The 19,270-nt window shown below is 48.4% G+C and carries 14 protein-coding genes and 1 pseudogene; 11 read left to right on the top strand and 4 right to left on the bottom strand.

The features are described from left to right. Positions 1–81: 81 nt before the first annotated feature. Positions 82–954, top strand: coding sequence for an ABC transporter ATP-binding protein (locus AC0L6N_RS21675; protein WP_473477622.1), 873 nt, complete (start codon positions 82–84; stop codon positions 952–954). Beyond that, entirely contained in the window at positions 948–2,180 is a 1,233-nt protein-coding gene (locus tag AC0L6N_RS21680; RefSeq protein ID WP_473477624.1) for an ABC transporter permease, read from the top strand. Before AC0L6N_RS21675 ends, AC0L6N_RS21680 begins: the two co-directional genes overlap by 7 nt. Before the next feature lie 63 nt (positions 2,181–2,243). Here AC0L6N_RS21680 and AC0L6N_RS21685 read toward each other — a convergent pair. Further along, positions 2,244–2,651: pseudogene (locus AC0L6N_RS21685) on the bottom strand (NADPH-dependent FMN reductase); the annotation flags it as partial. Positions 2,652–2,907: 256 nt separating this feature from the next. After that, positions 2,908–3,168, bottom strand: a complete 261-nt coding sequence (locus tag AC0L6N_RS21690) for an NADPH-dependent FMN reductase (protein WP_473477627.1) — start codon at positions 3,166–3,168, stop codon at positions 2,908–2,910. A 247-nt stretch (positions 3,169–3,415) separates the two neighbouring features. Between AC0L6N_RS21690 and AC0L6N_RS21695 the strand changes: the two genes are divergently transcribed. After that, complete coding sequence (locus AC0L6N_RS21695; protein WP_473477629.1) at positions 3,416–4,462, top strand: MBL fold metallo-hydrolase; 1,047 nt, start codon at positions 3,416–3,418, stop codon at positions 4,460–4,462. A 121-nt stretch (positions 4,463–4,583) separates the two neighbouring features. On the opposite strand, the gene AC0L6N_RS21700 is transcribed toward AC0L6N_RS21695, so the two are convergent. Beyond that, a complete protein-coding gene (locus tag AC0L6N_RS21700) occupies positions 4,584–6,677 on the bottom strand; it encodes a TonB-dependent siderophore receptor (RefSeq protein WP_473477631.1) in 2,094 nt (697 codons plus the stop codon). A 675-nt stretch (positions 6,678–7,352) separates the two neighbouring features. Here AC0L6N_RS21700 and AC0L6N_RS21705 point away from each other — a divergent pair. Next, positions 7,353–7,883, top strand: a complete 531-nt coding sequence (locus AC0L6N_RS21705; RefSeq protein ID WP_473477634.1) for a hypothetical protein — start codon at positions 7,353–7,355, stop codon at positions 7,881–7,883. 3 nt (positions 7,884–7,886) lie between these two features. Further along, positions 7,887–9,377 carry a PepSY-associated TM helix domain-containing protein gene (locus AC0L6N_RS21710; RefSeq protein WP_473477636.1) on the top strand — a complete coding sequence of 497 codons (1,491 nt, stop codon included), beginning with the start codon at positions 7,887–7,889 and terminating at the stop codon, positions 9,375–9,377. A 61-nt stretch (positions 9,378–9,438) separates the two neighbouring features. On the opposite strand, the gene AC0L6N_RS21715 is transcribed toward AC0L6N_RS21710, so the two are convergent. After that, a complete protein-coding gene (locus tag AC0L6N_RS21715; RefSeq protein WP_011573244.1) occupies positions 9,439–10,407 on the bottom strand; it encodes a GlxA family transcriptional regulator in 969 nt (322 codons plus the stop codon). Positions 10,408–10,538: 131 nt separating this feature from the next. Between AC0L6N_RS21715 and AC0L6N_RS21720 the strand changes: the two genes are divergently transcribed. The 6 genes from AC0L6N_RS21720 (at position 10,539) to AC0L6N_RS21745 (ending at position 19,253) form a co-directional block, all read left to right on the top strand. Then, on the top strand, positions 10,539–11,693 hold the full coding sequence (locus tag AC0L6N_RS21720; RefSeq protein ID WP_473477637.1) for an acyl-CoA dehydrogenase family protein: 1,155 nt from the start codon (positions 10,539–10,541) through the stop codon (positions 11,691–11,693). A 105-nt stretch (positions 11,694–11,798) separates the two neighbouring features. Continuing rightward, complete coding sequence (locus AC0L6N_RS21725) at positions 11,799–12,761, top strand: NAD(P)H-dependent flavin oxidoreductase (RefSeq protein WP_473477639.1); 963 nt, start codon at positions 11,799–11,801, stop codon at positions 12,759–12,761. A 60-nt stretch (positions 12,762–12,821) separates the two neighbouring features. After that, positions 12,822–14,435 (top strand): acyl-CoA carboxylase subunit beta, encoded by a 1,614-nt coding sequence (locus AC0L6N_RS21730; RefSeq protein WP_473477641.1) that lies wholly within the window; start codon positions 12,822–12,824, stop codon positions 14,433–14,435. An 84-nt stretch (positions 14,436–14,519) separates the two neighbouring features. Continuing rightward, on the top strand, positions 14,520–15,332 hold the full coding sequence (locus AC0L6N_RS21735; protein ID WP_473477643.1) for an enoyl-CoA hydratase/isomerase family protein: 813 nt from the start codon (positions 14,520–14,522) through the stop codon (positions 15,330–15,332). Positions 15,333–15,359: 27 nt separating this feature from the next. Beyond that, positions 15,360–17,429 carry an acetyl/propionyl/methylcrotonyl-CoA carboxylase subunit alpha gene (locus AC0L6N_RS21740; protein ID WP_473477645.1) on the top strand — a complete coding sequence of 690 codons (2,070 nt, stop codon included), beginning with the start codon at positions 15,360–15,362 and terminating at the stop codon, positions 17,427–17,429. Positions 17,430–17,441: 12 nt separating this feature from the next. Beyond that, positions 17,442–19,253: an acyclic terpene utilization AtuA family protein gene (locus tag AC0L6N_RS21745; RefSeq protein ID WP_473477647.1), complete on the top strand. Its 1,812-nt coding sequence runs from the start codon at positions 17,442–17,444 to the stop codon at positions 19,251–19,253. Positions 19,254–19,270 lie beyond the last annotated feature (17 nt).

Genomic DNA, 19,270 nt, shown 5'->3' on the forward strand with positions numbered 1-19,270 from the left:
TGCATCGTCTTGATTTGATGTAAATGTTATAACATATCAATAGTTAAGTTTATAGTTTAAGAGAGCACCAAAGACGGACTTATGAAAGCAGTGAATACAGATGATAGTGCCCACAACGCAGAAAGCGCCCACAGCACAGGAAGCGGCCACAGCGTAGAAAGCAGCGACAACGTAGGAAGCAGAGAGACCGCAGTAAGCGACGACAGTGCAGCAAAAAGCAAAAGCGCCGACAGTATTAAAAACAAAGCCCCTCTGGCGATTAATCTTAAAGGCGTTCGGCATCGCTACGGCAAATCGAGCAGTGAAACGGTATTGAATATTCCTCATTGGCAGCTTGCTCAAGGGGAGCGCGTATTCCTGCACGGTGATTCCGGCTCGGGTAAAACGACCTTATTGAATTTGCTATCTGGGGTGCTTACCCCAACAGAAGGTAGCATCGAACTATTAGGTCAGCCTTTCTCTAGTTTATCGGCAAGGCGCAGAGACGCTTTTCGGGCACGCCATATCGGCGTGGTGTTTCAGCAGTTCAATTTGGTGCCTTACTTAAGCGTGCTAAAGAACATTCAGCTAGCCAATTACTTTGCCGCCAAGCGTGATAAACACATAGAAGAGTCGGTTAGCGGCTTGTTGGCAAAGTTAAATTTGCCTGCAGATGTGATGCATAAACCTGCCAATACCCTGAGCGTGGGTCAACAGCAGCGGGTGGCCATTGCCAGAGCGTTGATAAATCAGCCTGAGTTGTTACTGGTAGACGAGCCCACCTCGGCGCTAGATGCCTCAGCACGAGATGCGTTTATGGATATTCTACTGAATATGTGCGAAACCGCGGGCGCGAGCTTGGTCTTCGTTAGTCATGATATGTCATTAAAGCGTTTTTTTAGCACCAGTATTGATATGCCCAGTTTGTGTCAGGGGAAGGGTAAGGGCAAGGGTAAGGAGAGTGCAGCATGTTGATTTCTCTCGCTTGGAGCAGCTTATGTAGCCGCAAAAAATCAGTCATTCTGACCTTTCTATCTTTGTTGATTAGTATCAGCGTGCTAATAAGCGTTGAGCATATTCGCCAGCAAGCTAAAACCAGTTTTAATCGCACCATTTCCGGGGCTGATCTTATCGTTGGCGCTCCAAGCGGCCAACTCAACCTACTTCTATATTCCGTATTTCGTATGGGTGATCCCACCAGCAACATAGACTACCAAAGTTACGAAATGCTCAAAAACGATCAGCAGGTCGCGTGGGCCATTCCTATTTCTTTAGGAGATTCTCACCGCGGCTTTAGGGTGCTGGGCACCAATGGTGACTATTTCACGCACTATCAGTTTGGTGATAAAAAATCGCTTGAGTTCACAGCAGGTAAGCCATTTGCTGGTATGTTCGACACCGTGATTGGCGCGGATGTCGCCAAAACGCTAGGTTACCAAGTGGGAGATAAAATCATTGTTGCCCATGGGATCGGTCATACCAGTTTTAGTCACCATGATCATAGCCCGTTTGTGATCAGTGGCATTTTAAAACCTACCGGCACGCCAGTTGATAAAACCGTGCACGTAACTTTGCCCGCCATAGAAGCCATACATTTACCCCCGTCTCAGTTAGCGAAAATTCTCGATGGCGAAGAAGCACAAAAGATACAGCCTGATAGCGTCACTGCGGTGATATTGGGCTTAAAAACTAAGTTTGCCACCTTTAAGCTACAGCGAGATTTGAACAACTACCAAGATGACCGCTTGATGGCCGTTTTGCCTGGAGTGGCACTCGCAGAGTTGTGGCAAATGATGGGAACCGTTGAGAACGTACTTAGGGTCATTAGCGTGCTGGTGTTGCTGTCATCTTTGTTTGGTTTGTCGACCATGTTGCTGGCATCCATGAATGAGCGCAAAGGGGAAATAGCGGTGCTGCGTACATTGGGCGCAGGGCCCAGCATTATTTTTGGCTTGGTGTTATTAGAAGCACTGATGCTGGTGGTCATCGCCATTGCCAGTGCGGTATCGCTCGTCAGCGGATCTATCGCGCTGTTTAGCGATAAACTGGCCGCCCACTATGGCTTATTCTTAAGTGCTAACTTGCTATCGTGGGAAACCCTGCAAATCGCCATGATTATTACGCTAGCATCCATTGTCACCTCAGCCATTCCCGCATTTGAAGCCTATAAAAAAGCCCTGCAATCGAGGCTATCTGGTTAATATTCATAGAGTATGTGACATTGCTCAACACGACTGTGTCACTTATATCATCACTGAATGCGCCTAAGGCGCATTTCTTTGTGCAGGTGTGGTGTTAAATGTCTTAAGCATTTCATGTGGGTTGACTGTTTCACCGTGTGTTTTAGTGGCCTGTGCCCACCAAGCTAATTGCGTAAATGTACGGCTAAAATAATCAAACCATGACCTTTGATCTTCACCTGTCTGTGGTGTGCCATCTTCAGTAAACACCTCTTGGGCTTTAGGAACGTGGATCATCGCTGAAACGGGCAGGCAGCCTAGCTCGGATAAAAACGTACGCATGCCCACGGCTGCGCGCATGCCGCCCCATTGCCCAGCAGAGTAGGTGACGATGGCACTAGGCTTATAAGAAAACAACGAACTGCCAAAGTGATTAAGCAAGTTGGCCAAAGCTGGACTCATGGAATGGTTGTACTCAGGGCCTATACCAATTCCACTAAATAATTACCCCCTCAGAATTCATCCAGCCGGTTTTGAACAAGGCGTCGGTGTACAGTAATGGTTGTTCCCTTTCAAATACCGAGAACGCAGTACAAAACCCGCTGGGGAATTCCCTTTGGGCGAATTTTAAAGGGACTTACTCTGCGTTGCTCGAACTCGAAAGAGAACCACTATTACTTCATTCAAGCGCCTTAATTAAGTCCCTTTAAATTTTCGCTGAGTGGCTAATTATTTAATGGAGTTGGTATTACATGATAAAGCCATCTGCGGCGGCTATCTTTTCTGCTAGCGTATTCAGCTCTGGGGGCGCTTTGCTTTTAGCGTAAGCAAAATGGGGTTTGAAGACCGGCTCAAGTGGGTAATCCAGCGCATCAATCAATTCAAACTCATGCTCATGAAAACGCGCATCTAAACACGCCATGCAGGCTTTAGCGACACGAAGACCCAAGCGGGCAGGGCGCGGAGGCGTGCTATCGCGAACGGCGCCCAAAAAAACTAAAAACTTCATTACGTGATCTCCATTGCTAATCTAATTGCGATGAATGCTACAGCGGGTTCGCCTGTAATGCTTGCCAAAATAAATGCTTATAAAGATAAGTGTTTGCGTGGTTAAGCGAGCGAAGCGCTGGCTTACTTTAACGACTGTTCGACAGTGTGCTATTCAAGGCTTTAATAGTTATTGATTCATCGTTGTGCGTGGTGATCTAGATCAAAGTTGATTGTAATAGGATGATATAAATTGTGGAGTACGCCCAATGACTATCGACTTTATTGATGTGCAACCACCAGAACCGGGTGAGTGGCAGCAGGTATCACCGGGTATTTTGTGGTTGCGCATGCCGTTGCCCTTTGAGCTGGATCATATCAACTTATACTTGATAGAAGACAATGATCCGGTCACGGGGGATAAAAGCTACGCGCTCATCGATACCGGCTTTGGGGTTAGCAAAACACAAGAGCTATGGGATAGCTTACTGAGTAAATTGGATGTGCCTTTGACTAAGGTCATTGTGACCCACATGCACCCAGATCACATCGGCATGGCGGGTTATTTGGTTGATAAATATCGCGCGCCATTATACATGAGCCACTCAGAATATTTTGTTGGCCGAGCTATGAGTGCCGGCAGTCGAGGAGCATCAGACTGGCAAGACGATGAGTACTTAGTACGCTGTGGCATGTCGCCTGAATACGTGGCAACCGCCAGTGAAAACCGTAAAACGAACAAAGGAGTCGGGCAGGTTATTCGCCCCATCCCATTGCATCATGAGCGTTTACAAGAGGGCGACGAGCTGACCATTGGCCAGCATCAATGGCAAGTGTTGATTGGCCGCGGACATTCGCCAGAGCATGTCTGCCTATTTAACCCCACAACGAATGTATTGATATCAGGGGATCACGTACTACCGATTATCACCCCAAATATAGGGGTGTACAGCACTGAGCCAAACGCTAATGCTTTAAAGATGTACTTAGACACGCTACCGCAGTTTAAAACGTTACCCACTGATGCACTCGTGCTGCCATCACATAAACAACCTTTCGTTGGATTGCATAAGCGGGTTGATGAACTGGCTGAGCATCACTATGAGCATCTCGCCAACTTAAAAGCGTTTTGTGCACAAGGTAAAACCATTAAAGAATGCTTACCTGTATTGTTTAAGCGGGAATTGAATGAACACAATATGTTCTTTGCTATTGCCGAAGCGCTGGCGCACCTCAACTATTTGTATTTCGAGGGTGAAGTCACCCGAGATATCAACGAACACGGCCACTATGTTTTTGCACTGGTTGGTGATTAGCTAAGGACGTTAAAACCAAAAAGGGCAAATATAATTTGCCCTTTTTTTGCTCACTTTTTGTTTATCGCTGCGCTATCAATAACGCAGCTTCTCACACTAGATAGGGTGGGAAGCTGTGGGATTAGAAGCTGTAAGTCACGCTGACTGTGCCGTTAATAGGCGCGGCATAGAAAAACGAGCTGTGCAGGCTGCTAAGGTATTTTTCGTCAGTGATATTATTCAAATTCGCTCTAACGCTGAGGTCATTGGTAATGTCGTAACTGGCATAGGCGTTTAGCAAAAAGTAGCTGTCTTGGGTGACGTTGTAATCAGTGTTTTTGGTTTCTGATTGCCAGCGACCACTGACACCGACTGTTAGGCTTGGCACTACGGGCACGGTGTAATTCAACGAGAAATTAACGTAGTCACGAGGTGCCCAAGTATTGGCATCAGCACCTTGGTCGTCTTCAATTTCAATGGCGGTATAGCCCAAAATCACACTGAGATCGTCTGTGAGCTGACCTGTCATTTCAATCTCAAAGCCTTTTGAGTCAACATCAATGCCGTTGTAGTAATATTGCCCGTTATCAGGATTGATACCTGCATATGAGGCTAGGTTTTCTTGCTCCGCGGTAAAATAAGCAAACGTAGTTAGTAGGCTCTCATCTAGCCACTGAACTTTAATACCAGCTTCGGTATTCTTGCCCTTAGTTGGGTCAAGGTATTGCCCCGATAAATCATACTGTTCTTGGGGCTGGTAGATATCTGAGTAACTAGCGTAGGCATTGATGTCTTCTGTTATAGCATAGGTAAAGCCGACATATGGACTTAGCTCACTTTCGCTATTATCGATAGTGGTACCACTGTTATCGCCACTTCGCTCAAAATCAATGGCATTTACACCGGCAATCATAAACAGGCTATCACTTAATGTAATTTTGGTTGAGCCGAATACGCGGGTTAGGTTTTGCTTAATTTCTGAATACAGTGTGCGCTCTTGCCAATCAGGCTCGGCGATAGCGTCAAGGGCATAAGGAAATGCTGGCAATGCACCCCATGCGGCTTCGGTAAAATCGGCTGCGTAGTTAAACATAGTGTCCGTACTTTGGGCATAGCTAACACCAAATGTCGCTTCATGTTCAAAGCCAAATGCACTAAAAAAACCTGATGTTTTTACTTCAAGTAAATCGGAATCGATATCTGAGTCATAACGACCGGGATAACCTAAAAGTCCTAAGTTCGTCTCTTTGTCGATGGTGCCATAGGCATAAAACAGCTTATCTTGTTCTTCGAAATAGCGTTTGTGATAGTTCACATCAAGGCGCCAATTGTCACTGAGTTGACTGGTGAACTCTACAAAGGCGTTAGTATTTTGGGTGTCCCACATGGTCCAGTCTTGTGTGGTGGAATCGCTGTCGTCCCACTCGGCTTGGGTACCGTCTGTATAATTGAATACCAGGCCGCCCCACAAATTGCCATCAGTATTGGCGTCTTGATGAGATATCCCGACAGTAAGAGTAGAGTGATCCGTTAGCTGACCATCAACCACGCCGTAGAAATAACCTAAGTTATCTGATAATCCATCTAAATGGGAGTTGGTGTCCTCGCCAGCCACCACAAACCGGGCAGCCCAGCGCCCATCTTCTGTGAGCAGGGTGTTATAGTCGGCTTGAATACGTTTGAAATCATAGGAGCCAGCAATAACACTGACTTCGCCGCCTGTTTCATTCGTGGGGCGTTTGCGTACATAGTTGATTGTGCCCGATGCGTTACCTACACCCGTCAGCAAACCATTGGCACCACGAATAACTTCAATACTTTCGTACCCATAGGCGTCAATGGCCCCTGTCACTATGCCCCAATCATTCGGTAAACCCACACCGTCAATTTGGGTGTTTTTGATTTCAAAGCCACGAGAGGAGTAATTAGTACGGTTGGTTTCCCAGGCTTCTACTGTCACGCCTGTGGCTAACCGTAGAGCATCGTTAATGTTAAAGGCGGCGAAATTGTCCATCAAGTCTGACGTGATAACGCTAATCGATTGAGGCGTTTCGCTTATATTCATTGTTAGACCGGTCGCACCCCCGCTGATCCTATCTTGACGTACACCGGAAATAAGTAAGTGTTCAACCTCTGCATCTGCTTGCTTGATTTCAATGGCATCTGTCGCTTCTTGCGCCTGAGCTTGCATGGCGAGGGTGAATAAAGACAAGCTAAATAGGTTGTACAGCTTCATTAGTTTTCCTTGTTTATATGTATGTTTTAACGGTGAGTGGATGACGAACGCGGGGATCATACACAAATTCTATTCTATATGATAACTATTTGCATTCGCATGTTTAGTCTGCTGTTTTTATTATTGCGTGTGAAATCGTGAAGCATGCTTTTAATAACGCAGAGATATTTGGTAGTAGAGGTGCTTGCAAGTAAATAAAAAATCAGTGAAAAGATATCGGTAAAGCACTGAGACAAAGAAGAACGCGGTTGTCCACTCAGCGAAGGAAGCCCGGCTGATAACCAAGTTCCCAAGTTTGTGATTGAGGGCAAGTCTATTAAGTATGTATAAGAGCGGCTGCTAATAGGTCGTCACGTTTTGCTACGCATTGTGGGTGTACGTGATAAAGAAAGAGCACCAGTAAGAGCTAAATTACTGTCACGTCGAATTCGCTTTACAGCATTAATGGTAATCATTATCATTATCTTTTTATTGGGTATTTGCAAAGCACCTTGCTACCTGCGCTCAAAAAGCCTTTCAAAGGAAAAAGTGCGGTGATGAGTGTGCCTACATCAGTTTCATTAGTGATTTAGCCTTCTTTATGTAAGCTGTAGCGCACTTGTGCATTACGAGGCGACGTTGAAGAGGCAATTTATCGCTCACGATTTACACATAATAAAAACCACGGGAATACCAATGATACTGTTACTCGCCATAGCGCTGGGCTTATTAGGCTGCTATGTACTTTATATGAGCTGGAAGCAACACTCTACTCGCTACGCACTGGCTGGATGGGGTTGCTTATTAGCCACTTTACCATTATTGATCGTGGCGCTTGGCACAGAATACGGCCTCGTGTTTGCACTCGGGTTACCCGCGCTTTACGTGTGGCTAGGCATACTACGTGAGCAAAAAACACAAATGCCTAGCAAGCACATTGTAAAAGCTGATAAATCGATACAATTCAATGCAAATAAGCTCGCGAAAAATAGCGGATATATTCTCTATCATCTTGTTTTACTGATGGTCGTTAGCAGTCTGTTAGTGATTGCCTCACTAGATATACTGCCTTTAGAGCGGCCAACTCAGCTCGTAACAGGGGTTATCATTTTGCCATTGGTTTGGTCGGGCTTGTCATTCTGGCATTTGTCCTGCGAGAACAAACGCAACCCTCTGATATTTAGTGTATTTGTATCGCTTGCCTCCAGCCTTTATTTATTTGTTTAAGCCATGAAAAATTCAAAAGTAGATCCTCAAAAAAAACTAGTAAACACCCCGTCTCTCAGTAAACGGTCGCTCTCTGCCCATGTTTGGTTGGGGCTATTTGTTAGCGCGTTTATGTACATAATTTGTTTATCCGGTACTTTAGCAGTGTTCCATCAAGAGCTTGAGCGCTGGGAGCAACCGCAAATCCCTGAAACAGGCAAGGTTGATATTGCCGTCATCGAAAAAGCGTATGACAATTTTGTTGAAACCTACCCCGAAGAAACTGAGCACATGTATGTGGTCTTTCCAGGTTCGGGTATCCCAAGGGTGGTGGTCGAGAACGACCATATCGCGCATTTCGTTAATCCTGATGGCTCATTAGGTGAAGTAGAGCAGTCTCACTGGACTAAAATGCTGGTAGATTTGCACTTGTATCTGCATCTACCCAAAAGCTTCGGCATGATCCTCGTTAGTGCGTTTGGTGCGCTGTTGTGTGCGCTAATTTTGTCTGGCTTTCTTGCCCATCCTCGTATCATCAAAGACGCCTTTCGCTTTCGCCGCGGCGGCACTGGGCTGCAAGAAAACATTGATTTGCATAATCGCTTCAGTGTGTGGGCAGCGCCTTTTCACATAATGATTGGCGTAACAGGTGCCTATTTCGGCTTGGCCACTGTGTTGATTGGGCTGGTGTCGCAAGCATTTTATGCAGGGGATAATCAGGCGGTTTTGGATGAGTTGTTCACCCCTGAGCCAGCTTTAGAGCAACCCTTACAAAGACCACAGATAGGCCGCGCCATGGAGTATATTGAGCAGCATAATCCTGAAGGTACGCCGTTATTTCTTACCATTCACGAGCCAAATACGCCGGGACAATTTATCGAAGCGTACGTGAAACAACCTGGTCGGTTGATTTACTCTGAGAATTATCGTTTTGATATTCAGGGTAATTTCTTAGAAACCGCCGGATACCGTGATGGCGGTCTTGCCAAACAAATTATCTTTTCAATGTATCGCTTGCATTTTGGTGAATTTGCTGGCATCGCAAGCAAGTTATTGTATTTTGTACTCGGTATGATGTTAACCGTGGTATCGGCCACGGGTATCAATATTTGGCTGAAAAAACGCAAAACTACCGATGTGATCAACCTGTGGTGGCCAACACTGGTGTGGGGCACTCCGCTGATACTTAGCGTGAGCGCGCTGCTCAATTTGTTTGTGCACGTGCGAATCGACCTCTTCATTTGGCTCGGCTTGGTCGCTGCCCTCGTAGTAGCGACGCGCCAGCAAAACGTGCAGCTATGGGTCGCTAGGCTCAAACATGTACTGGCGTTTTCACTGCTCATATTCATCGCAGCTTACACAGCCAAGGCTGGCGCTGCAGCCTTTACCATTGCAGCCTTGCAAATCAATATTCCGCTTGCCCTGTACGCTGCGTATTTGTTGGCGAGAGGGCACCGGCAGATAACTCTGGCAGGAAATGAAGACCGTCAGGTGAGTCAGCCTGAGTCGACATAGGCTTGTGCTAGAGCGAAGGGGCAATCAAGTTCGCCTGACAGCAGCGATGGTATAAAAAAGCTCAATAAGAGCGGTATTGTTGACGCCAGGCGGAAGCATTCTTGCGATATTTTCGTTTAAACAAGCGGTTGAAGTGTCCTGCATCTTGATAGCCGACGGCCCATGAAATCTCTTCGATGCTTTTATCGCTATGTTTAAGGTGCTCTTTGCCTTGCTCAATGCGCAATTGCTGAATATAACCCAGCGGCGTTTCACCTGTGGCTTCTTTGAACCGCCGTTTAAACGTTCTGGGGCTCATATTCACTTTACTTGCTAATTGCTCAATCAAAATCGAGCTCATGAAGTGCATTTCTAGCCATTGCTGAATCGACAGTATTTCATCGTCTTGGTGATAAGTTTGATGGCTGATTGAGGTGAATTCGCCAGCATAACCGGTTCGAAAGTCTACAAGAAACGCGTGCTCTACTGCCTCACCCACCAACGACGATGAGAGTTTAGAAATCAAGTAAACGAGTATTTCAAGTCCTGCATTCATGCCTGCTGAACAGTACAGCTCTCCCGTGGCTGTGATGAAGCGTTCGGCTCTAACATCAACTTTGGGATATCGCTTAGCGAAGTCTGCTTGCTTATGCCAGTGGGTGGTACTTATTCGATCGTTTAATAACCCTGCTTCTGCTAAAAAGTAAGCGCCGGTGGCTGCCGCCATTATAGGTTTGCCTTGCTCGTGCCAAGTGCGAAGTCTAGGGTAAAGCGCTGCTTGTTTGCTCAGTAGCGTGTCGACCTCTCCCCATATACTGTGCAGAATAATCAAATCTGTGTCTTGAACTTCATCTAATGCGCAGTCAGGTGTAATGGCCAATCCACTGAATGTAGACGTGGGCTTACCATCTACGGTTACCAAAGATATCTCAATCGCCTGACCGAGTAAGCGCTGCTGCAAGGTAGATGCAAACGCTAACACATCATGAGTCAGGCCTAAGCTGAGTCCCATTGCATTTTCGCTGGCAAACAATGTCACGTGCTTGAGCATGTTTTCTCCTGTTTATTTGGCATTATTTACAAAATTGGCCTGAATGACCAGTTAAATGACCTGAGTCACGCTGTTAACAGAATTTTTACATCTTTAAGATAGTGACAATGATGTTGAATCTGGAGAGAACAATGCAGCTTAGCGAAGAGCACGATGCCCTTAGAAAAACAGTCAAAAACTTTGTCGATAATGAAATGGATCCCTTCATTGAAGAATGGGAAAGCGCCGGTATCGCACCTTTGCACACCCTGTTTAAAAAGATGGGTGACTTAGGGCTACTGGGCATTCATAAACCCGAAGCGTACGGTGGCTCTGGGCTAGATTACAGCTATAACTTAGTGTTTGCTGAAGAATTAGGTCGCGCCTATGGTGGCTCGCTTCCCATGGCTATTGGTGTACAAACCGATATGGCCACCCCAGCTTTAGCGCGTTTTGGTAGCGACGAACTCAAGCGTGAATTTTTAGCCCCAGCTGTTGCCGGTGACATGGTGGCGTGTATTGGCGTCAGTGAGCCTGGTGCAGGCTCTGATGTGGCAGGTTTGAAAACCACAGCAAAAAGTGACGGCGATGATTACGTCATCAACGGCAGCAAAATGTGGATAACCAATGCCACACAAGCTGATTGGATTTGCCTGTTGGCCAATACCAGTGACGGTAATGTGCATGCCAATAAATCCCTTATTGTTGTGCCGCTGAATACGCCCGGCATTGAAATCTCTAAGCCCTTAAATAAGTTAGGCATGCGTGCCAGCGACACGGGGCAAATATTTTTCAACAATGTAAGGGTGCCCAAACGTAATCGTATCGGTGATGAAAACAAGGGCTTCACCATGCAAATGATGCAATTCCAAGAAGAGCGAATGTACGCCGCCGCAAGCGCGCACAAAGGAATGGAGCGCATGATCCAAGACACCATTGGGTGGTGCAAAGAGCGCCACACTTTCGGCCAGCCCGTACTGAACAACCAAGTCGTGCATTTTAAGTTAGCTGAATTGCAAACCGAAGTTGAAGCTCTTCGCGCACTAACATGGCGTGCCTGCCAGCAGCATATCGATGGTGAAGATGCCACCTACCTTGCATCGATGGCCAAACTCAAAAGCGGCCGTTTATGGCGTGAAGTCACCGACTCCTGCCTGCAGTACTGGGGCGGTATGGGCTTTATGTGGGACAACCCTGTTGCCAGAGCCTATCGCGACACGCGCATTTTATCTATCGCCGGGGGCAGTGACGAAATGATGCTGGGCATTATCGCCAAGCACATGGACATATTCCCTAAGCGCCGATAATCGCCCTATGACAAGTGTTGGCATGCGCTAGCAGCTCTGATGATGAGCCTGCGCGTCCGCAATATCGTCCCTCGATGCATACAGGATTAACAAAGGATAAGTAACATGGCGATACCCGCCTTATTTAACAATAAACTGAGCTTACCCGTGATTTGCGCGCCGATGTTCTTAGTGTCTAGCCCGAAGCTCGTTATCAGTGCCTGCAAAAATGGCATAGTGGGGTCGTTCCCCACCTTTAATACACGCCCCCAAGATTTGCTTGATACATGGCTCACGCAGATCAGCAGTGAACTTGCTGAATATGCCGCGGCAAACCCCCAAAAGCCTGTTGCACCTTTTGCGGTTAATTTAGTCGTGCACCCCTCAAATACGCGATTAGAAAGTGATCGCGCGGTGGTTAAAAAGCACCAAGTGCCTTTTGTGATCACCAGTCAAGGTAACCCCGCAGACGTCGTTGCAGAGGTTCACCAATGGGGCGGCTTGGTTTTCCACGATGTTATTCGCGCTGACCATGCCAAAAAAGCCATTCAGGCCGGTGTTGACGGCATCATCATCGTCACCGCTGGCGCGGGTGGCCATGCCGGAGAAATAAACCCATTTGCCTTGGTGCGAGAGATCCGTGAATTTTGGAATGGACCACTAGCGCTTGCCGGGGCAATCAATGACGGCATGGGAGTGCGCGCTGCCGAAATTCTCGGGGCTGATTTTAGCTATATGGGCACCCGCTTTATCGCCACAGAAGAGGCAGAAGTAGACCCAGATTATAAGTCCATGCTGGTGGACTCACAGATAAGCGACCTTATCTACACCGATACCTTCACCGGGGTTAAGTGTAACTTTTTAAAACCCTCTATCGCTCGCGCAGGGGTCGACTTAGCCAACTTTACCGCCAAAACTCATGTGGACTTAGATCTAGGCGAAAGCAACGCGTGGAAAGATTTTTGGAGCGCAGGGCACGGTATAGCAGGTATCAAGCACGTGTTACCGATGGCTGAGTTAGTTGAGCAGCTCAAAGAAGAGTATCGCGGCGCAGTAGCGCACCCAGCGTTCTTAAGCAATCAAGACTAAATAGGCGTCTCGCAATGCCCACCACGTCACGTTCTCACTTATTAAATAAGGATTGGTCACATGGCCCTATTTCACACCCAGCTTGATGAGCACGGTGAGTCTTTTAAGCAAAACACCCTCGTCATGCACGAAGCGGTCTTAGAGATCAGAGCGATTGAAAAGCGTGTTATTCAGTTGGCCGACGAAAAAGCCCCTCGCTACATTAAGCGCGGGCTTATCCCCCCCAGAGAGCGGTTATCAAGACTACTTGACCCCGGCGCGCCCTTTTTAGAATTATCGAGCTTATGTGGTTACATGCAAGAAGGGGATACCGACGGTTCTGCTGCTGGTGGCGGCGTCATCGCTGGCATTGGCTATGTATCTGGCGCCCGCTGTATTGTCATGATTGATGATTACTTAACCAAAGGTGGCAGCATTACTCAACTTGGCAGCCACAAGCGCCTGCGCATGTACCAAATGGCGTTGCAAAACAAATTGCCCGTGATTGCCTTAGCCCAAAGTGGTGGTGGCGACTTAACCTCATTGGGAGATTGGTTTGGGTTCTCAGGCGCGGCTTTTGCCATGCAGGCTAAGCTGTCAGCGGCGGGTATCCCGCAAATTACTTTGGTGCACGGTAGCGCAACAGCTGGCGGCGCCTACCAACCAGGGCTGTCGGATTATGTGGTGATGATCAAAGGCCAGTCCACTGTGTATCTGGCGGGCCCACCATTGCTAAAAGCGGCGACGGGTGAAATTGCCACGGACGAAGAAATTGGCGGCTCACAAATGCACAGCGAAATTTCCGGTGTTGCCGACTATCAAGCTGAAAATGACGCAGATGGTATTCGCATTGTGCGTGAGATCACCGCCAGTTTGAACTGGAATGACAGTGCCCACCCTCAGGCAGTAAATCAGTACCAAGAGCCTTTGCACGACAAGGAGCAGCTGTTGGGCATTGTCCCAAAAGAAGCAAAGACGCCTTACGACGTGCGAGAAGTGATTGCACGCATTGCCGATGGCTCAGACTTTCTCGATTTTAAAGCCGAGTACGACATGGGAACCGTGTGTGGGCATATGAGATTGCACGGCATGGTATGCGGCGTGATTGGTAATAATGCGCCTATCACTGCTCACGGCGCAGCCAAAGCAGCGCAATTTATACAATTATGTGAACAGTCGGGCTCGCCGATTGTTTTCCTGCATAACACCACGGGATTTTTGGTGGGAACTGAATCTGAGCGTGCCGGGATCATTAAGCATGGCGCCAAGCTTATTCAAGCGGTCACTAATAGCAGCGTGCCTAAAATCAGCCTTGTGCTGGGCGGCTCATACGGCGCCGGCAATTACGCTATGGCAGGCCGGGGTATCGAGCCTAACTTTATGTTTGCCTGGCCCCGCTCGGTGGTGGCCGTTATGGGGCCAGCCCAAGCAGGTAGTGTTCTTAGAACGGTAGCCAGCGCCAAAATGGCTCGTGCTAATGCTATCGACACAGGAAAACTGGACGCGCTTGAAAAGCGCACGGTAGAAGTGATGCAAGCCAAATCCGGCGCATTGGCTAATTCAGCTCGCTTGTGGGATGACGGCATTATCGACCCAAGAGACACCCGAGAAATATTGGCTTTCGTGCTGGATATTTGCCGTGAAGGCCAAGCGCGAAAGGTCAATACCAGCCAGTTTGGTGTGCCTCGTTTCTAGCGGCAAAAATACCTGATGGGGCGCCGCCTTAGTCTGGGCTAGTCACGAATAACGCAATAGAGATAACCAAATAGAGATAAAGAAATGTCGAATGTAAGCCAAAAGCAGTATCGAGAAATTTTAGTCAGCCTTGCTCAAGGGGTGTTAACCATTAGCTTTAATCGGCCACACAAGAAAAACGCGATGAATTTGGCCTTAGTCAATGACGTTATGGCGGTATTTAGCGATATAGCCGAAGACAGCTCGGTGCGTGCAGTGGTTATTCGCGGTAGCGAAGGCAATTTCTGTGCGGGCGGTGATATTTCAGATATGCACAGCGACGCGGCCAGTGAACAAGATAAGCAACAGGCTATTTGGCATTTCAACCGCAGCTTCGGGCGCATGGTCGCCCAAGTAAATCAGGCGCCCCAAGTGGTTATTACCCAGCTTGAAGGCGCTGTGTTAGGCGGCGGATTTGGCTTGGCGTGCGTGTCTGATATTGCTATCGCCCATCAAAGTGCTTTTTTTGCCATGCCTGAAACTGGGCTTGGTGTTGTACCCGCACAAATCGCCCCTTTTGTCGTCACGCGTATCGGCCTAACCCAAGCACGGCGTCTGGCGTTATTGGGCGAGCGAGTAGGGGCAGACCAGAGCCAAGCCTTGGGTATTGTGCATTTTGTTTGCGAGACGCAAGAGGCGCTGCAAGCCCAGCTCAATGAGGTGCTAAAACACGTCCGGCGCGGTGCGCCAAAGGCGAATGCCAATACCAAAGCCCTCATGATAAAGGTGGGAACTATCGCACTAGACACTCTATTGGATGAAGCCGCGGATGTATTTACCCAAGCCTTAGCGTCTGATGAAGGTAAAGAGGGCACCCAAGCCTTTATGCAAGAACGCAAACCAAGCTGGTGTGAGTAGAGCTGTTGTAAATAGAGGCAGGCATACATGAGTACTGAGCAAATGATAAACATTCAAAATAGCGATACACAAGCTGGTGCAACCCAACCCCATGGGCTTAAAAAGCAAAATCAGTTTCACAAAATACTGATCGCCAATCGCGGCGAAATTGCCTTGAGGGTTATTCGCACGGCTCGCCAAATGGGGTATCGCACCGTGGCTGTGTATAGCGAGGCAGACAAAAACGCTGCTCATGTACTCGCCGCCGATCAAGCGGTGTGTGTGGGCCCTGCCAATGTGTCCGAGTCGTACCTGATGATCGACAACATTATTGCTGCGGCGCACAAAACCCAAGCCGATGCTATTCACCCTGGCTATGGTTTTTTATCTGAAAACCCAGCGTTTGCACGGGCCTGTGATGCCGCGGGGATTCAGTTTATCGGCCCTGACGCCTCGGCCATTGAATTGATGGGCAGCAAGCGGCTATCCAAGGTAGCCATGTTAGACGCCGGCGTGCCGTGTATTCCTGGCTATCAAGGTGCAGAACAAAGCGACCAAGTGCTGATTAAAAAGGCAGCAGATGTAGGCTTTCCTATCATGGTTAAAGCCTCTGCTGGTGGTGGCGGGCGCGGTATGCGTTTGGTCACTGAGCAAGGTGAGTTGGCGGCGCAGATAAAAACCGCACGCTCTGAAGCACTTAGTGCATTCGGTAGCGGTGAATTAATTCTTGAACGCGCGGTTTTGGCCCCTCGGCATATCGAAATTCAAATATTTGCTGATAGTCACGGCAATACCGTTTATTTAGGTGAACGTGACTGTTCGATACAGCGTCGTCATCAAAAAGTGGTTGAAGAAGCGCCATCGCCCTTTGTCGATGAAGAATTACGGAAACGCATGGGGCAAGCTGCTGTGAGTGCAGCCAAAGCGTGCGGCTATCAAGGCGCAGGCACGGTAGAGTTCTTGGTTGATAGGGACAAAAACTTCTACTTTTTAGAAATGAATACCCGCTTACAAGTGGAGCATCCGGTGACTGAACTTATCACAGAGCTGGACTTAGTGGAGTGGCAACTGCGGGTAGCTGCGGGTGAAGCGCTGCCGTTAACGCAACAAGAGGTTAACCTTGACGGTCACGCCATTGAGGTGCGGTTGTACGCGGAAGACCCTCGGCAACGCTTTATGCCCCAAACGGGCAATATTCTTGTATGGCAATACCCTGAACGCGAAGGTATTCGTGTCGATCACGGCATCAATACCGGTGATACCGTCAGTGCTCATTACGATCCCATGTTGGCGAAAGTCATCGCCTATGGGCCAGACCGGGCAACCGCCGCACGGCGACTCGCCAGTGCCATTGAAGACATTCAATTAGTTGGGGTAAATACCAATAAAGCCTTCTTGCTCAATGTACTGCGCCACCCTGCTTTTATGAACGGTGAAACGACAACGGCCTTTATCGAGCAGCATTTTACTGAGCATGCCAGTACCCAAAATACAGCCCCCACTATAGGCACACTTGCCAGAGCCGCCATGATTTACTTTCAGCACCCTTTATCTGGTCAGCACGCTTCATTTGGCCAGCTTACTTGGAGCAGTGCAGCGCCCCAGGTGTATCACTTCACCCTGAAAATCAATGAGCACGTCTATGCAGTGCAAATACACAAACAAGGGGATAGTTACCTAGTCAAAAGTGAGACCCAAGAGGCAGAACTTACCTTAGTAAGTCATGGGGCGAATCAAGCGGTGGTGATTGAAGAGGGCATCCGCCAAGGTTTTAGCTATGCGCTGCAAGACAAAACACTCTTTTTAGACGATGGCAGCGGGCATTACCGAATAGACGATATTACCCAGCTGCCAGCAAGTGTGAGTGAGCAGAACGCGAGTGGCGAAATCAATGCCGTCATGGACGGGGTGATAGTCGATGTATTGGTAAAAGAGGGAGAAGCCGTAGAAGCCGGGCAACTTATGGTCGTCATGGAAGCCATGAAAATGGAACATCAGTTAAAAGCGCTGAGCACAGGGCGCGTCACTGAGGTGCGCACAGTAATAGGCCAGCAAGTGAAATCTAAACAGCTATTGGTCAGTATCAGTAGCAACGACGATACGCACAGCGATGCGTAATCGAGGACGTTTATGAGCAACAAAACAGTAAGAATTGGCGGTGCATCGGCCTTTTATGGTGACAGCCAGCTATCGGCTCGCCAGCTGGTGGACGATGGCAATATTGACTACTTGGTATTTGATTATTTAGCCGAAGTCACTATGGCTATCTTGTCTCAAGCCAAAGCCAAAAACAGCGATTACGGCTACGCCGTGGATTTCGTCACCGTGGCGATGAAAGACGTGCTGGCCGATTGCGCCCTAAAGGGCATAAAAGTGATAGCCAATGCCGGTGGTATGAATGTACCAAGCTGCATAAAGGCACTTGAGCAGTTATGCAGCGAGCTTGATATTAGCTTGAATATTGCAGGGGTATACGGTGATGACCTATCCGCCAATCGCTCCAATCTGAACAGCGACGACCTTGCAGAAATGCAAACTGGGCAGCCTTTACCCGAGCGCTTAGCCAGCATGAACGCCTATTTAGGTGCGCGCCCCATCGCCGACGCCTTAGCGGCTGGTGCAGATGTGGTGGTAACCGGGCGCGTAGTCGACAGTGCCTTAGTGATAGGGCCGCTTATGCACGAGTTTAATTGGCAAGAAAACGATTACGATAAACTGGCCCAAGGCGCATTGGCGGGGCATATTTTAGAGTGCGGTGCCCAGTGCACCGGCGGTAACTTCACTGACTGGCATTTGGTGCCTGACTTTTCCACCATGAGCTACCCTATTGCCCAAGTGAGCGCCAACGGCGCGTTCGAGGTAGGCATAGTGCCAAACACTGGTGGCATGGTGACTGAGGCCACGATCGGTGAACAGGTTTTGTATGAAATAGGCGACCCAGCGAATTATTTATTGCCAGATGTCGCCTGTGACTTTAGCAATATCACCCTTACCCAAACAGGCAAAGATAGGGTCAGCGTTTCAGGAGCAAAGGGACGAGCGCCGGGTAATCAGTATAAGGTGTGCGCTACCTACGTTGATGGCTACAAGTTGATAAGCTCTTTCTTTATGGGAGGCGAGCGAGCAGCAGACAAAGCCAGAGTCAATATAAACGCCCTTGTTAAGCGCACCGAGCGAGCCTTTGCTGCAAAAGGGTTAAGCGGTTATCGGCGCACCAGTATCGAAATTATGGGTGCAGAAGATACCTACGGCCCCCACGCAAAAGCCCAAAATACTCGGGAGGTCATTGCCAAGTTTGGTTTGCATCACGATAACAAGGTGGCATTGCACTTTGCCGCCAGTGAAATTGCCTATTTAGCCACCTCAGCAGCGCCGGGCATGAGTGGTTTTGGGGCTGGGCGGCCCAAACCGCAACCATTGATTCGCGTACATTCAACGCTGATTGAGAAGTCAGACGTACCCGTTACGGTGCAATTAAACAAAACCGTGCTTTTCACCCAATGCTACCTGACCCCTGAGTCATCTACCCCTATCGAGGCTGCGCAATTTTCGCCAGATGTTGTTAAAGCTCACGTTACAAGCTCTGATGCTGCAAGCTGTGAGTCGCTGATCAGCGTGCCGCTGGTTAAATTGGCTTATGCCCGTAGCGGTGATAAAGGCGATAACGTCAATATTGGGCTTATAGCGCGAGAGCCTAAATTCTTACCTGTGCTTTACCAGCAAGTGACTGAGCAGGCTGTCGCGACCTACTTTGCCCATCAAATTGAAGGGCACGTCTTGCGCTATAACCTGCCAGGCATAAACGGGTTTAACTTCTTTATGACCCAAGCGCTGGGCGGTGGCGGCACCGCGTCACTCAGAACCGATACCCAAGGCAAGGCAGCCGCGCAAATGTTGTTGTCGATGCCGGTTAGGGTGCCAAAAAGCTGGGAAAACATGTGATGAGTTCGCGTGCTAAG

The sequence above is a fragment of the Paraglaciecola sp. G1-13 genome (genome assembly GCF_055809255.1).

Coding starts and splice junctions, on each gene's coding strand:
- AC0L6N_RS21720 (WP_473477637.1), top strand. CDS start 10,539: ATGCAGCTTAGCGAAGAGCACGATGCCCTTAGAAAAACAGTCAAAAAC.
- AC0L6N_RS21705 (WP_473477634.1), top strand. CDS start 7,353: ATGATACTGTTACTCGCCATAGCGCTGGGCTTATTAGGCTGCTATGTA.
- AC0L6N_RS21680 (WP_473477624.1), top strand. CDS start 948: ATGTTGATTTCTCTCGCTTGGAGCAGCTTATGTAGCCGCAAAAAATCA.
- AC0L6N_RS21675 (WP_473477622.1), top strand. CDS start 82: ATGAAAGCAGTGAATACAGATGATAGTGCCCACAACGCAGAAAGCGCC.
- AC0L6N_RS21745 (WP_473477647.1), top strand. CDS start 17,442: ATGAGCAACAAAACAGTAAGAATTGGCGGTGCATCGGCCTTTTATGGT.
- AC0L6N_RS21735 (WP_473477643.1), top strand. CDS start 14,520: ATGTCGAATGTAAGCCAAAAGCAGTATCGAGAAATTTTAGTCAGCCTT.
- AC0L6N_RS21690 (WP_473477627.1), bottom strand. CDS start 3,168: ATGAAGTTTTTAGTTTTTTTGGGCGCCGTTCGCGATAGCACGCCTCCG.
- AC0L6N_RS21740 (WP_473477645.1), top strand. CDS start 15,360: ATGAGTACTGAGCAAATGATAAACATTCAAAATAGCGATACACAAGCT.
- AC0L6N_RS21730 (WP_473477641.1), top strand. CDS start 12,822: ATGGCCCTATTTCACACCCAGCTTGATGAGCACGGTGAGTCTTTTAAG.
- AC0L6N_RS21725 (WP_473477639.1), top strand. CDS start 11,799: ATGGCGATACCCGCCTTATTTAACAATAAACTGAGCTTACCCGTGATT.
- AC0L6N_RS21700 (WP_473477631.1), bottom strand. CDS start 6,677: ATGAAGCTGTACAACCTATTTAGCTTGTCTTTATTCACCCTCGCCATG.
- AC0L6N_RS21695 (WP_473477629.1), top strand. CDS start 3,416: ATGACTATCGACTTTATTGATGTGCAACCACCAGAACCGGGTGAGTGG.
- AC0L6N_RS21710 (WP_473477636.1), top strand. CDS start 7,887: ATGAAAAATTCAAAAGTAGATCCTCAAAAAAAACTAGTAAACACCCCG.
- AC0L6N_RS21715 (WP_011573244.1), bottom strand. CDS start 10,407: ATGCTCAAGCACGTGACATTGTTTGCCAGCGAAAATGCAATGGGACTC.